The sequence below is a fragment of the Chitinimonas naiadis genome (assembly GCF_054780835.1).
Map to the genome: position 1 here is coordinate 552164 of NZ_BAAGVO010000007.1, position 14734 is coordinate 566897.

Here is a 14734-nt window from a genome sequence, read left to right on the forward strand (position 1 = left end):
GGCTGCATTCCTCTAGCTGACGATCAGCCCTTCTTGTTCTTCACATATTCCTCTAGTTCGAGGAAGGATGGGCGGATGTGGCCTTCCATGGCCTTGCGACCAAATTCGACCGCAACCTGCGGAGCGTAGCCGTTCAGGCTGGCCAGCAAGGTGACCTTGATGGTCTGGAATACACGGGTGCTGTCATTGGCCTTGCCCTCCAGAATGGTCGCAAGCGGGCCGACGAAGCCATAAGCCAGCAAGATACCCATGAAGGTACCCACCAGCGCCGCACCGATCAGCTTGCCGAGCTCGGCAGGCGGTAGATGCAGGGAGCCCATGGTATGTACCACGCCCATCACCGCCGCGACGATACCGAACGCAGGCAGACCGTCCGCCAGTTTGGCAAAAAACTGCGAAGGCAATTCGGATTCATGATGATGGGTCTCGATTTCGACATCCATCAGGTTTTCGATCTCGAAGGCATTCAGGTTGCCGCCGACCATCAAGCGCAAATAATCGCAAATGAACTCAACGACGTGATGGTCCTTGGCAATACTCGCGTATTTGGAAAATAGCGGGCTGGCATCGGGATTTTCCACATCGCCTTCAATGGACATCAAGCCTTCTTTACGGACTTTGGATAACACCTCAAACATCAAGGCGAATAAGTCCATGTAGAAAGTCTTGCCATAGGGACTGCCTGTGAAAACGCCCGGCGCCGCTTTCAGGATGCCCTTTAGCGACGAACCATAGGCAACGATCATTGCGCCCAGGCCACCGCCGAAAATAATGACAATCTCTGAAGGTTGCCAAAGAACATGCAGTTCACCACCGTGAGCGGCATAGGCACCAAAAATACAGAGGGACATGAAGATGTAGCCAATGACGACGAACATCGAAAACTGCTCCCAGTGGCGCTATCAGGCCGGTTGGCGCGCAATTAATCTGCGCAACGGTTGGATATTAGTTGTGGAGCGGGGTGAATGACAAACTCAACCTGCGTCAAACCTTACCAGAAGCTGCTTTGACGAGCAGTCAATAGTGCTTTTACCGGGCCAAAACTCTGGCGATGTGCCCTGCATGGCCCCAATTCAGACAACGCAGCAAGGTGTGCAGGCGTTGGATATCCCTTGTGTATGGCAAAGCCGTAGCCTGGATGTATTTTGTCCAGCTCAAGCAGTTCCGCATCCCTTGCCACCTTCGCCAGGATGGAGGCGGCGGAAATCGCAGGCTCCGAGGCATCACCTCGTACGATGGCGCGTCCCTGGCAGGAGAGCCCGGTCGGTACGCGATTGCCATCGATCAGGGCTTCGTGTGGTTGTCGAGCCAGGCCCTCGACGGCACGCCGCATCGCCAGCATGGTGGCCTGCAGTATGTTCAGCTTGTCGATTTCTGCGACCGTGGCATAGGCAATCGACCAGGCCAGGGATTGTGCCTTGATCAGGTCAGATAGCGCTTCACGACGCTCCGCCTTCAATACCTTCGAGTCCGCCAGGCCGACAATGCCATGGTCGTCTCCAAGTATGACGGCCGCGGCGAACACGGACCCCGCCAAGGGCCCCCTGCCCGCCTCATCGACGCCGCAGACCAGTCTCAATGCCGACCCCGGAGATAGGCGACCACGGCATCGGCTGCGCGCTCCGCGGCGTTCTGCCTGAGGTTTTCATGCTGCGCGGTAAAGAGCTCGTGCAGAGCCTCCCCCAGGCGCTTGTCCTCGATGCAGTTGCTCAGTGCCTGCGAGAGGTTCGCGGACGTAGCGTCTGCTTGCAACAACTCCGGAACGACGAAGCGACCAGCCAGTACATTGGGTAGGCCGACATAAGGCAGGCGTAGCTTCTTCTTGACCAGCTTGTAGGTGGTATCGGTCATCCGGTAGGTGATGACCATCGGTTGCTTGGTCAGCATCGCTTCCAGCGTTGCGGTACCGGAAGCAACCAGGATGGCATCTGCCGCCTGCATGGCTTCCTGTGCATGGCCAAACATCAGGCGCAGCGGCAGGTCCAGCGCCTTGTGCTTGTAGCGGGCAGTGTCGAACAGGTCGCGCGTCTCGCGCGTTACCAGTGGCACCAGAAACTGGGCGTGAGGGTAACGCTCATGCAATTGCCGGGCTGTCTCGATAAACAGCTCGGCATGGAATTCCACTTCACTGACACGGCTGCCCGGCAACATGGCAAATACCAGCGCCTTCTCCGACAACCCTAGCGTTTCCCTGACTTCTGCGCGATTGACGGTCACCGGCATTTCATCGGCCAGCGGGTGGCCAACGTAGGTCGCGCGTGCGCCGACCGCATCGTAGAGCGGTTTCTCGAACGGGAAGAGGCACAGCACCTCGTTCGTGGCCGCCTTGATCTTGAGAATGCGCTCACCGCGCCAGGCCCAGATCGAGGGGCTGACGTAATGAATGGTAGGGATGCCAGCATCCTTGAGCTTGCGCTCCAGGCCCAGATTGAAATCAGGCGCATCGATGCCGATGAACAGATCCGGCTTTTCCGCCAGGCAGGCACGACGGATATCGGCACGGATGCCCAGCAATTCGCGCAGGTGCTTGAGTACCTCGATGTAGCCGCGAACGGCGAGCTTCTCGATCGGGAAAAGACTCTTGGCGCCACTGGACTGCATCTTGGGGCCGGCAATACCCGCAAAGCGGGCATTGGGTATACGGCGCTTGATGGCATCGATCAGGCTGGCACCCAGCAGGTCGCCCGAAGATTCGCCCGCGACGATAGCGATCCGTGGGCCATCATGGCCGTCAAACAATGACTGCATGGACAGAGACCTGTTAGCGGATCAGACCGCGGGAGGCGGTCGGGAAGAATTCGACAAAGGCCTGGAGTTCCGGGTGTGCGGCCGCCCGGGCCGTGATCTCGGCACTGGCTTCCTCGAGGCTCAGCCCCTGCCGATACAGCAGCTTGTAAGCCCGTTTGATCTCGGTAATCTGCGGCGCGGTAAAACCACGGCGACGCAAGCCTTCGCTGTTGATGCCTGCTGGCGCAGCGCGATTACCTGCCGCGGTGACGTAGGGCGGTACATCCTGCGTAACGGCGGCGGTAAACGCTGTCATGGCGTGCGCGCCAATCTTGCAGAACTGGTGAATGGTGGTAAAGCCACCCAGGAACACCCAGTCGCCGATATGGACATGCCCTGCCACCGTGGCGTTGTTGGCCAGGATGGTGTGGCTGCCGATATGGCAGTCATGGGCGATATGGACGTAGGCCATGATCCAGTTATCGTCACCCAGACTGGTCAGGCCTTCGTCCTGGCTGGTACCGGTCGAAATGGTCACGAACTGATAGAAGCTGTTGCCGTCGCCGATGGTGAGCCGGGTTGGCTCGCCCTGGTATTTCTTGTCCTGGGGCGCGCAGCCGATATAGGCCGACCCATGAAATACATTGTTCGCACCAATGGTGGTGTGACCCTCGATGACACAATGAGGGCCGACACGCGTGCCGGCACCGATCCGGACATGTTCGCCGATCACGCTGAATGGGCCGATTTCCACATCGTCAGCAAGCTTTGCACCGGGGTGGACCACGGCGCTGGGATGGATGGACGGCATGGCTATTCCTCAGGCGGACGGGGTGGCGGTGGCCTGGTTCGTGGCTACCTTGGCACACATCAGGTCTGCCTCGGCCACTACGCACTCACCCACGCGGGCTACGGCCTTGTACTTGTAGATGTTGCGAACCTGGCGCTCGATGGTGACCTCGATCAGGATCTGATCGCCGGGCACAACCTGGTTCTTGAAGCGGGCATTGTCGATGCCGGCAAACAGGTAGAGATAGCCATCCTTGGGCTTGTCGCCGGTACTTTTGAAACTGAGCACGCCAGCGGCCTGCGCCATGGCTTCGATGATCAATACGCCGGGCATGACCGGATGCTTGGGGAAATGGCCGACAAAGAAAGGCTCGTTATACGAGACATTCTTGAGCGCAACGATGCGCTTGCCGGCTTCCAGCTCGGTGATGCGGTCGATCAGCAGGAAGGGGAAACGATGTGGCAGGTGTTCCAGGATGCCCTGGATATCCATGGTTTCGAGTGCTTGGGTCATGATGTAGGTTCTCCCTCATCGGCATCTTGCCGGCCGATTTTACGTTCCAGTTCTTTCAATCTTTTCGCCATTGCATCCAGCCGACGCAAGTGCGAGGCATTCGCCAGCCAGTCTTCGTGAGACTGCACCGGATACTGGCCGACATAGGTGCCAGCCTTGAGTATGGATTTGCCGATCAAGGTACCGGCCATGATGTTGGCCCGATCAGCGATTTCCAGGTGACCGAGTATCATGGCACTACCGCCAAAAGTGCAGTAGGCACCGATGCGGGTGCTGCCAGCAACGCCGACACAACCGGCCATGGCGGTATGCTTGCCAATATGCACGTTGTGGCCGATCTGGATCTGGTTATCCAGCCGCACACCGTCTTCCAGCACGGTATCACCCAGCGCGCCGCGATCCACCGTGGTAGATGCGCCGATTTCGACATCGTCGCCGATCAGTACGCGGCCAATCTGCGGAATCTTGTACCAGCCCTCACCGTCCCAGGCATTGCCAAAGCCATCCGCGCCAATGACTGCGCCGCTGTGGATGGTGACACGCCGGCCGATGTGGCAGTCGTGGTACACCACCACGTTGGGATGCAGCCAACCGCCCTCCCCGATCGCCACTTCGGCACCAATGCGGCAACCCGCCTCGATAACGACGTCGCTGCCGATGATCGCGTTGGCGCCTATCGTGACGAAAGGGCCGATGCTGGCATTCGCGGCTACCTGGGCATCCGCCGCGATGACTGCGGACGGATGGATACCTGCTGCTGGGCGACGTGGCGGATTGAGCAGGCTGGAAACACGGGCAAAGTAGAGGTAAGGATTCTTGACGACGATGCGCGGCTTGTCGGTCAGGTCCTGTGCATCCGGTCCGACCACGACCGCGCCCGCGGACGAGGCGGCCAACTGCTTGCGATATTTCGGGTTGGCCAGAAAGCCCAACTCATCGGCTTGCGCGGCTTCCAGCGTCGCAACCTGGCGAATCAGAACATCCTCGCCAATCAAATCACCGCCCAGGCGGGCGGTGAAATCGGACAAACGATAAGTCACTGCCAGCCCTTATTTGTCAGCCAAGGATTTGAGTACCTTGTCTGTGATATCGAGCTTGGGATTGATATAGACGGCTTCCTGCAGGATGGCGTCGTACTTTTCCACCGCAGCAATCTGCTGGATGGTGTTGTAGACGCGTTCCTGTATGCCCGACAGTTCTTCGTTGCGGCGGGTATTGAGATCTTCGCGGAATTCGCGTTGCAAGCGGGCCAGGTCCTGCTGGGACTTGACGAGCTCTCGCTCCTTGTTGCGACGCTCGGTCTCGGGCATGGTCAGGCCGCCCTTGTCCAGCTCGGCCTGCCGGGTACGTACGCTATCGGTCAGCTTCTTAAGGTCGCCTTCCCGAATGGCAAATTCCTTCTCCAGCTTCTTGGTGGCCTTAACCGCCGGGCCGGATTCACGCAGGATGCGGTCGAGATTGACGAACCCGACCTTGATGTCCTGTGCCATGGCCGGGGCCATCAGGCCCGCGGCGACTATCAGACTAACAATGCGTTTCACGATCACTACCTCGCAACTTTTGCTTCAAACACGCCGGGACCTATTTGTTACTACGCTAGCCTTGGGCGATACCGGAACAAGTGATATCAGAATATCTGGCCCAGGGAAAACTGGAAGCGTTCCAACTTATCACCTTCCTTGGCATTCAGCGGCTTGGCATAGCTGAATTTCATCGGACCAACCGGTGCCAGCCAACTGAAGGAGATGCCGGTGGAGTAGCGCAGGTCGCCAAACTTGACCTTTTCGCCCTCACCCCACACCGTACCGCCATCGATAAAGGCCGACAGCCGGACCGACTTGTCGAGCTTCATGCCCGGCACCGGCAACAACAATTCGAAATTGTTGACGAAGCGACGATTACCACCGGTGATGTCACTGGTCGTGCTGGTGGTGCCATCGGTGTTGACCACGGTAGAGCGTGGGCCAAGGCTGGATGTCTCGTAACCGCGTACCGAGTTCACGCCGCCGGCGAAGAAGTTGGAATAGAACGGCAGTTTCTGTCCGCCGTAGCCACCACCGTAACCGGCTTCCATGTTCCAGAGGAAGGTGAAGCGCTTGTCGATCGGGTAGAACCACTGCTGCTGGGCGGTCAGCTTGTAGTACTTGATATCGCCACCAGGCAGGCCAGCTTCACCGTTGATGGTGAGCAGCTTGCCGCGTGTCGGGAACAAGGCGCTGTCGCGAGTATCCCGCGCCCAGCCTATGGTACCCAGCCAGGTCAGGTTCTTTTCGCCGTACTTGTTGACGAAGTCGATGTACTGCTGAGGGCTGCTGGAGTAGACCGTCAGCCTTGAGCGCTCACCGGACAGGCCCAGGTTGATGGCGTCGTATTCGCTGACCGGGACGGACCAGCGCAGGCCGCCACCAATCGTGTCGTTCGAGTAAAGACCAATGGAAGTATTGCTCGGTTCGTAGCGACGCTTGTAGATGTCGAAACCACGCGCTACGCCATCCGGCGTTGCGTACGGGTTGGTAAACGACAGGGCGTAGACCTTGGAGCTCGAACTGGTGTTCACTTCCAGCTTGAGGTAGTTACCGCTACCGAAGATGTTCGACTGGGCGATCGAGCCCGACAACACCATGCCGTCCGACTGCGAGTAACCTGCGCCGACCTGGATGTTACCGGTCTGGCGTTCGGTGACCGTGACGTTGACGTCCACCTGATCGGTGCTGTCTGCGACCAGCGGCGTGTCGATGTTGACTTCGGTGAAGTAGCCCAGCACATCGAGACGCTCCTTGGAGCGCTTGATCTTCCAGCCAGCGTACGGCGCTGCTTCCAGCTGGCGCAGTTCGCGACGGATGACTTCATCGCGGGTACGTGTGTTACCGCTGATGTTCACGCGGCGTACGTAGGTCTTGCGGCCCGGATCGACGTAGAAGGTGAAAGCCGCTTCGAACTTGTCCTTGTTGACTTCCGGCACGGCGTTGACGTTGGCGAAGGCATAGCCCTCGTCAGCCAGCCGATCGGAAATCCGGCTTGTGGCGGCATTGATCTTGGCGCGCGAGAAAACCTCGCCCGGCTTGATCTCGACCAGCTTCTGCAGCTCTTCTTCCGGTACGATCAGGTCGCCGGCGAACTTGATGCTGGTGACCTTGTACTGCTGGCCTTCCGTGAGATTCACGGTCAGGAACATGTCCTTCTTGTCGTCCGACAGTGCGACCTGCTGGGAATCGATGTTGAATTCCAGATAGCCGTTATCGAGATAGAACGAGCGCAGGGCCTCGATGTCCGCCTGCAGCTTGGGCTTGGAGTATTGGTTGCTCTTGCTGAACCAGCTGAGCCAGCCACCGGTGTTGAGCTGGAAGTATTCTTTCAGCTCTTTCTCGGGGTATTTCTCGTTGCCGACCAGGTTGATCTGCTTGATCGTCGCGACCAGGCCTTCGGAGATGTCGAACGCGATGCCGACCCGGTTGCGCTCTAGCCGGGTGACGCTGGTCTTGACCTGGACCGAGTACTTACCGCGGCTGTAGTACTGCTTCTTCAGTTCCTGCTCGGCTGCGCCGAGCATGGCCTGGTCAAATGTCCGGCTCTCAGCCAGGCCATTCTCGCGCAAGGCCTTGAGCAGCTGATCGGATTCGAATTCCTTGGCGCCGTCGATCTGGATGTTGGCAATGATGGGGCGCTCGTCCAGCGAGACCACCAGCACACCCTTGTCCGATTCCAGCCGCACGTCGCTATAGAAGCCCGTGGCGAACAGGGCCTTGACCGCTGCTGCGGCCTTTTCGTCGTCGACGCGGTCGCCAACCTTCACTGGCAGATAGTTGAAGACCGTACCGGCTTCAGTACGCTGGATGCCTTCGACGCGAATCTCCTTGATGACAAAGGGTTCGAAAGCGTAAGCGGGAATTGTCAGGCCGAATGCGGCCAAAAGGGCGAGCGAGATCGAGGTCGGTTTCATAAACGGGTCTGGCGAAGCGAACCTGAGTCCGCACCACCGTTGAATGAAGTTTGGGCAGCCGAAATTCCTTCCGGAAACTAGCTACCCACCAAGCGCGTAATATCGTTGAAGAGTGCCACGATCATCAACGCAGCGAGGAGTCCGACGCCCACGCGCTGACCTAGTTCCATGGCGCGCTCCGACACGGGTCGGCCCCGCAAAAGTTCGGCGGAATAATACATCAAATGTCCGCCATCCAGCACCGGCACCGGCAGCAGGTTGAGCACACCCAGGCTGATACTGATCAAACAGAGAAATTCCAGATAGGCGCGTAGCCCGAGCTGAGCACTCTGCCCTGCATAATCGGCAATGGCGACCGGGCCGGACAACTGCTTGTAGGATACATTGCCGGTGACCATGCGCCACAACATACGCAAAGAAAGTGCCGAGGTGCTCCAGGTTTGCTTCAGCGCCTTGCCCATGGCATTCAACGGGCCGTAGCTCACATCCTGGCGCAAGCGGTTCAGCGCATCGACATCCGGTCCGCCGCTGGCGCCGATGCGACCAAAGCGCTGGCCTTTTTCCTCGATCACATCGGGGGTGATCTGCAGGTGTTGCGTACGGCCATCACGCAACACATCAATCTGTGTCGGCATGCCGGGCCGGTTGCGTACCGCCAATGCGAAGCTTTGCCAGTCGCGCGTAGGCTTGCCTTCGACCGACAGGGGTTGGTCGCCAACCTTCATGCCGCTTCGTGTTGCCGGGCTGTTCGGGGTGAGCTCGCGGGCCGAATAGGTGACGATATAGAGGCCGATATGTCCGGCGATATTGCCGTCCACCGCTTCCTTGTCGATATGGCTGAAATCCAGGCGTCGCGTTTGCTCCGCACCGCTTTGCGGCTTGACCTGGAAGACGGCCTCCGCGCGAGCGGATGCCTTGTCTACCAGCGCCAGTTGCACGTCAGCCCAGCTTTCCAGCTTGTCGCCATTGATAGTCAGCAGTTCGTCACCGGGCAGAAAGCCGGCCTGCATGGCCAGCGAGCCTGGCGTGACACTCGCGATGCGCGGCGTAATAACCTGCACGCCATTCATGAAGATGGCCCAGTAGACCAGAATGGCCAGCAGGAAGTTGGCCAAGGGGCCCGCAATGACAATGGTCATGCGCTTGAGCGGCGACTGGCGGTTGAAGGCACGATCCAGCTCTGCAGCAGCAACCGGCCCTTCCCGCTCATCCAGCATCTTGACGTAGCCACCCAACGGAATGGCAGCCAGTTGCCACTGGACTTCGCCGCGCTGCCAGGTCAGCAAGGGTTTGCCAAACCCGATGGAAAAAGTCAGCACTTTCACGCCACAGCGCTTGGCGACCCAGTAGTGACCATATTCATGGATGGATACCAGCACGCCAATAGCAACAGCGAAGGCGGCCAGGGTAATCAGGATGGACATGCTGTTCTCCGGGCTGCGTCAGCCGTTCAATGCTGCTGGTGCAACCACGCTTGGGCAAAGCGGCGAGCCGCGTTATCGGCGGCGATCAGGCTGTCGAGCGAGTCGGCATCAAAGTCATGGGCGACCGCATGCATGGTTGCCGCATTCAGGCTCGGGATGGCGGTAAAGCTCAGCTTGCCATCCAGAAAAGCGGCAACCGCGATCTCGTTGGCCGCATTCAGTACGGCAGGCGCCGCACCCCCGATGCGTAGCGATTCAAACGCCAGATCAAGACAGGGGAAACGCTCCAGATCGGGCTGTTCGAAGTCGAGCCGGGCGATCTGGAACAGATCCAGCGGTGTGACGCCGGCATCGATGCGTTCCGGCCAGGCAAGGCCGTAGGCGATCGGTGTGCGCATGTCCGGGTTGCCCAATTGGGCAAGGACGGAACCGTCGACATATTCCACCATGGAGTGGATGACGCTTTGCGGATGAACGACTACCGAGATGCGGTCCGGGTACAGGTCGAACAGCCAGCGCGCCTCGATCACCTCCAGGCCCTTGTTCATCAGGCTGGCGGAATCCACGGAAATCTTGCGCCCCATGCTCCAGTTGGGATGCTTGACGGCTTGCTCGGGCGTGACTTGTTGCAGCTGCTCGGCAGAGAAGCAGCGAAAGGGTCCGCCGGAGGCGGTCAACAAGATGCGCCGGACCCCCTGCCCTGCCCGGTCGTCAAATGGGTGCGGCAGGCATTGGTAGATGGCATTGTGCTCGCTATCGATGGGAAGCAGCGTAGCGCCTCCCTCACGAGCGGCATCCATGAACAGCTGGCCTGCCATGACCAGTGTTTCCTTGTTGGCCAGCAGCACCCGCTTGCCCGCCTTGGCGGCCGCCAGCGTAGGCTGCATGCCGGTGGCGCCGACGATGGCGGCCATGACGGCATCGACTTCCGGCAGGCTGGCGATCTGTTCGAGCGCGGCCATGCCGGCGAGTGCCTCTATATGAGGTAGTCCGGCTGCCAGGAGTTTTTCACGCAGTTCGGGCAGCCGTTCAGGTTCTGCCAGTACGGCGTAGCGCGGTTGATGCAGCAGGCATTGCTGAACCAGTTTGTCGATCTGGGCGTGTGCGCTCAGCGCCGTGACCCGGTACTTGTCGGGGTGGCGGGCAATGACGTCCAGTGTGTTGACGCCGATGCTGCCCGTCGAGCCCAGTACGGTAATGTTTTGCGGTGTATGCGACATGTCGGTCAGACCGGGAGTCTCGTATAGCCGAACAGCAGGGCGCTGGCTACCGGTATCAATGCCAGCAGGCTGTCCACGCGATCCAGTATGCCACCATGACCGGGCAACAGGGCGCTGCTGTCCTTGATGCCGGCCTGACGCTTGAGCAACGACTCAAACAGGTCGCCGATGACACTGACACCGGTCAGTGCCCAGGCCAGCGGCAGTAACAGCCAGATCGGCAACGTCGCGTACAACGGCGCACCCAGTTCATGCAGGACAACGGCGTAGATGGCCACGGCTACCAGCGCGCCATAGACACCTTCCCAGCTCTTGCCGGGACTGATGCTGGGGGCCAGTTTCTTCTTGCCAAAGGCTCGGCCGGCAAAGTACGCGGCAATGTCCGCCACCCAGGCAATGGCAAGCACCGACAACAGCGCCCACGCACCACCCGGCAGCTCCCGGAACCGGCTGACGCCTGCGAGCGCTGCCAATAGCAGCAGCCAGCCGACGAGAGCCGATAGCCACTTGTACTTCAGCGTCCATTTGCGGCTGAGCCACAGCGGGATGACGATCAGCCAGAACGGCAGGGCCAGCACATCCAGAAATACGCCCCAGGTGCGCGCCAGCGGCAACAGCAGCCACGCTAGGCCCATTGCCGCAAAGCTCAGGACGAACAACACGGTCTCGGTACGGTCGAAGCGTGCCAGGCGTGTCCATTCCCAGGCGCCCAGGCTGAGCGCGAAGCAGGCGAACAGACCCCAACCCAGCGGAGGGGCCAGGAACAGGCTGCCCAGAACCAGGGGCAGCAAAGCCAAGGCAGTAAGTATGCGGGTTTTCAGCATGGGGTACCCTTGAGCTGCTCGCTGGTACGACCAAAACGGCGCTCGCGGTGACGATAGGAGGCAATGGCGGCCTCCAGTGCGGTCCGGTTGAAATCCGGCCAGAACGCATCGGTAAAGTACAGCTCGGTGTACGCCAGTTGCCAGAGCAGGAAGTTTGATACTCGGCCCTCGCCGCCAGTCCGGATGAACAGGTCTGGCTCTGGCGCGTAGGCCATGGACAGGAATGGCTCGAGATCGGCTTCGTCGAAACCTGCCTGCGCTAGTTCCGGCCTGGCCTTTAGCATGGCCTGGGTCGCATGCATGATGTCCCAGCGTCCACCGTAGTCGGCAGCGATCGTCAGGGTCAGCCCCGTGTTGGCTGCCGTGCGTGCTTCCGCCGCCTCGATGGAGCGCACGATCTCTGGCGCAAACCGGTCACGCCGCCCGATCAGGCGCAGTCGGATGCCGTTCTTGTCCAGTTTGGCTACTTCCCGCTCCAGCGCGGCGAGAAACAGCCCCATCAGGAAGGAGACTTCCTCGGCAGGTCGACGCCAGTTCTCGCTGGAGAATGCGAACAGGGTCAGGTAGCTGACACCCAGTTCCGAGCAGGCCTTGACCGCCTCCCGTACTGTTTCAACCCCCTGCTTGTGACCTGCGACGCGTGGCAGGAAACGCTGTTTGGCCCAACGCCCATTGCCATCCATGATGATGGCAATGTGGCATGGGACGTCGGCGACCGTTGGGACTTCCTGGGTGGAGCTTTTGAACAGGGCCACGTTGCGGTTCGCCTTAAACCGTCAGCAGCTCTTTTTCCTTATCGGCAAGCTGCTTGTCGATCTCAGAAATGTATTTGTCGGTCAGCTTCTGCATGTCATCGGTACCACGACGCTCGTCATCTTCCGAGATCAGCTTGTCCTTGACGGCCTTCTTCAGCTGTTCGTTGCCATCGCGACGCAGGTTGCGTACCGCAACGCGGCTATCTTCCGCCTCGCCACGTACCACCTTGATCAGGTCCTTGCGACGCTCTTCGGTCAGCGCTGGCATCGGCACGCGTACCACGTCGCCCATGCTGGCAGGGTTCAGGCCGAGATCGGAGTCACGGATGGCTTTCTCGATCGCTGCGCCCAGCTTTTTCTCGAAAGGCGAGACGGACAGGGTGCGAGCATCCATCAGCGACACGCTGGCAACCTGATTGATCGGTGTCGGGTTGCCGTAGTAGTCGACCGTGATGTGATCGAGCAGGCCGGTATGAGCACGACCGGTACGAACCTTGGCCAGGTTGTTCTTGAGGTTTTCCACCGACTTCTGCATCTTGAGTTCGGTGTTCTTCTTTACGTCAGCGATCATGTTCGCTCCTGTGTCTGGCAGTGTGGCCGGTCTTTATTCCGACCTACATATTGAAAACGCGGACGTAACCACCGTCCGCGCCGAAATATCTTCAACTCCAGGCCTCCGGGGAGTATTCACCGTAGGCCCTTTGCCGGTAGGCAAGCGCAGCACCTGGCCCCTTTCGGTCCCGGCGATAGCTGCCGGTTTGCCTGGCACGCGACCCTGATGCGAACATCAGGGCTGTGACTTGTCAGCAGTGTACCAGCGTACCTTCATCTTCGCCGAGTACCACGCGCTTCAGGGCGCCAGCCTTGAAGATGCTGAATACACGAATGTTCATGTTCTGGTCACGGCAAAGTGCCAGCGCGGTGGCATCCATGACCTTCAGGTTCTTGCTGATGGCTTCGTCGAAGGTCAGTGCAGAATAACGCACGGCGTCAGGGTTCTTCTTGGGATCATCGGTGTAGACCCCATCCACCTTGGTGGCCTTGAGGACGATGTCGGCGTTCATTTCCATGCCACGCAAGGCGGCAGCGGTATCGGTAGTGAAAAACGGGTTGCCGGTGCCGGCGCCAAAGATCACGACCTTGCCTTCTTCCAGGTACTGGATGGCCTTGGGGCGGATATAGGGTTCGGCGACTTGCTGGATGGTGAGCGCGGACTGTACGCGGCTGACCAGGCCTTGCTGGCGCATGGCGTCCTGGATTGCCATGGCGTTCATGACGGTGGCCAGCATGCCCATGTAGTCGGCCGTGGCGCGATCCATGCCTGCGGCGGCAGGTGCAACGCCGCGGAAGATATTGCCACCGCCGATTACGACGGCGACCTGGATGCCCAGCTGGGCCACTTCCTTGATCTCGGCAACAATGCGTTCGACCGTGACCCGGTTGATCCCGTAACTGTCCTCGCCCATCAGCGCTTCACCCGAAAGTTTGAGGAGTATGCGTTTGTAGATGGGGGACTGGCTCATGGGCTCACCTTATATGTTTGGGGGAAATCGCTTCTTTGTAGCAGTACATCCCGGAAAAGTTCTGCAAATCCGGGTGCTACTTGCAAAAACAACCGCCCGGGTCACCCCGGACGGTTGTCTCGTATTACTGGTACAGCTTAAACCTTTGCAGCGGCGGCAACTTCAGCGGCGAAGTCGACAACCTTCTTCTCGATGCCTTCACCAACGATGTACATGGTGAATGCCTTCACGCTGGCGTTGTTGGCCTTCAGCAGTTGTTCGATGGTCTGCTTGTCGTCCTTCACGAACGGCTGGCTCAGCAGCGTAACGTCCTTCAGGAACTTCTGCACGGTACCTTCGGCGATCTTTTCCAGCATGGCTTCCGGCTTGCCGGCTTCCTTGGCGCGCTCAATGGCAACGCGACGCTCGGTTTCGATCAGCTCGGCGTCAACGCCCGATGCATCCAGCGACTTCGGCTTGCTGGCGGCGATGTGCATGGCAATATCCTTGCCCATGGTCTCGTTGCCACCGGTGTAGTCAACGACCACGCCGATCTTGGAGCCGTGCAGGTAGGTTGCCAGCTGGCCTTCGGTCTCGAAGCGGGTGAAGCGGCGAACGTTGATGTTCTCACCCAGCTTGGCGATGATGGCCTTGCGCAGTTCTTCGACGGTTTCGCCGGAGGCGGTCTTGACGTTGCCCAGGGCTTCCACGTCGGCCGGGTTGCCGGTCACGATGGCTTCGGCAGCAGCTTGGGCGAAGGCCAGGAAGCCAACGTCCTTGCCGACGAAGTCGGTTTCGCAGTTGATTTCAGCCAAGGCGCCAACCTTGCCGTTCACGAATGCAGCCACGGTGCCTTCAGCGGCGGTGCGGCCGGCAACCTTGGAGGCCTTGTTGCCGCTCTTGATGCGCAAGGCTTCTTCGGCAGCCTTCAGGTCGCCATTGCTCTCAACCAGGGCCTTCTTGCAGTCCATCATGCCCAGGCCGGTCATTTCGCGCAGCTCGCCAACCATCTTTGCGGTGATTTCCGCCATGTCAGTAC

15 protein-coding genes are annotated in these 14734 nt (G+C 59.6%); all 15 read right to left on the bottom strand.

Features of this window, described 5'->3' with window-relative positions; all coding sequences use genetic code 11:
- Positions 1-23: 23 nt before the first annotated feature.
- Positions 24-878: a flagellar motor stator protein MotA gene (gene motA / locus ACYVHK_RS22795; protein WP_460536949.1), complete on the bottom strand. Its 855-nt coding sequence runs from the start codon at positions 876-878 to the stop codon at positions 24-26.
- A gap of 113 nt (positions 879-991) precedes the next feature.
- Positions 992-1573: a ribonuclease HII gene (rnhB, locus tag ACYVHK_RS22800; RefSeq protein ID WP_460537096.1), complete on the bottom strand. Its 582-nt coding sequence runs from the start codon at positions 1571-1573 to the stop codon at positions 992-994.
- 2 nt (positions 1574-1575) lie between these two features.
- A complete protein-coding gene (gene lpxB / locus ACYVHK_RS22805; RefSeq protein WP_460536952.1) occupies positions 1576-2748 on the bottom strand; it encodes a lipid-A-disaccharide synthase in 1173 nt (390 codons plus the stop codon).
- A gap of 13 nt (positions 2749-2761) precedes the next feature.
- Complete coding sequence (gene lpxA / locus ACYVHK_RS22810; protein ID WP_460536954.1) at positions 2762-3538, bottom strand: acyl-ACP--UDP-N-acetylglucosamine O-acyltransferase; 777 nt, start codon at positions 3536-3538, stop codon at positions 2762-2764.
- A 9-nt stretch (positions 3539-3547) separates the two neighbouring features.
- Complete coding sequence (gene fabZ / locus ACYVHK_RS22815) at positions 3548-4030, bottom strand: 3-hydroxyacyl-ACP dehydratase FabZ (RefSeq protein ID WP_460536956.1); 483 nt, start codon at positions 4028-4030, stop codon at positions 3548-3550.
- Positions 4027-5070, bottom strand: coding sequence for a UDP-3-O-(3-hydroxymyristoyl)glucosamine N-acyltransferase (lpxD, locus tag ACYVHK_RS22820; protein WP_460536958.1), 1044 nt, complete (start codon positions 5068-5070; stop codon positions 4027-4029). Before lpxD ends, fabZ begins: the two co-directional genes overlap by 4 nt.
- A gap of 9 nt (positions 5071-5079) precedes the next feature.
- On the bottom strand, positions 5080-5571 hold the full coding sequence (locus ACYVHK_RS22825) for an OmpH/Skp family outer membrane protein (protein ID WP_460536960.1): 492 nt from the start codon (positions 5569-5571) through the stop codon (positions 5080-5082).
- Positions 5572-5657: 86 nt separating this feature from the next.
- Positions 5658-7970: an outer membrane protein assembly factor BamA gene (gene bamA, locus ACYVHK_RS22830; RefSeq protein ID WP_460536962.1), complete on the bottom strand. Its 2313-nt coding sequence runs from the start codon at positions 7968-7970 to the stop codon at positions 5658-5660.
- A 77-nt stretch (positions 7971-8047) separates the two neighbouring features.
- A complete protein-coding gene (gene rseP / locus ACYVHK_RS22835; protein WP_460536965.1) occupies positions 8048-9394 on the bottom strand; it encodes an RIP metalloprotease RseP in 1347 nt (448 codons plus the stop codon).
- 26 nt (positions 9395-9420) lie between these two features.
- Entirely contained in the window at positions 9421-10614 is a 1194-nt protein-coding gene (gene ispC / locus ACYVHK_RS22840) for a 1-deoxy-D-xylulose-5-phosphate reductoisomerase (protein ID WP_460536968.1), read from the bottom strand.
- 5 nt (positions 10615-10619) lie between these two features.
- Positions 10620-11438, bottom strand: coding sequence for a phosphatidate cytidylyltransferase (locus ACYVHK_RS22845; protein ID WP_460536971.1), 819 nt, complete (start codon positions 11436-11438; stop codon positions 10620-10622).
- Positions 11432-12121 carry a polyprenyl diphosphate synthase gene (gene uppS, locus ACYVHK_RS22850; protein WP_460537098.1) on the bottom strand — a complete coding sequence of 230 codons (690 nt, stop codon included), beginning with the start codon at positions 12119-12121 and terminating at the stop codon, positions 11432-11434. The genes ACYVHK_RS22845 and uppS overlap by 7 nt, the downstream gene beginning before the upstream one ends.
- An 85-nt stretch (positions 12122-12206) precedes the next feature.
- Positions 12207-12764 carry a ribosome-recycling factor gene (gene frr / locus ACYVHK_RS22855; RefSeq protein ID WP_460536973.1) on the bottom strand — a complete coding sequence of 186 codons (558 nt, stop codon included), beginning with the start codon at positions 12762-12764 and terminating at the stop codon, positions 12207-12209.
- 232 nt (positions 12765-12996) lie between these two features.
- Positions 12997-13716, bottom strand: coding sequence for a uridine monophosphate kinase (gene pyrH / locus ACYVHK_RS22860; protein ID WP_460536975.1), 720 nt, complete (start codon positions 13714-13716; stop codon positions 12997-12999).
- Between the two features lie 137 nt (positions 13717-13853).
- The gene (gene tsf / locus ACYVHK_RS22865; RefSeq protein WP_460536977.1) at positions 13854-14726 is read right to left on the bottom strand and encodes a translation elongation factor Ts; all 873 of its coding nucleotides are present in this window, start codon (positions 14724-14726) and stop codon (positions 13854-13856) included.
- Positions 14727-14734 lie beyond the last annotated feature (8 nt).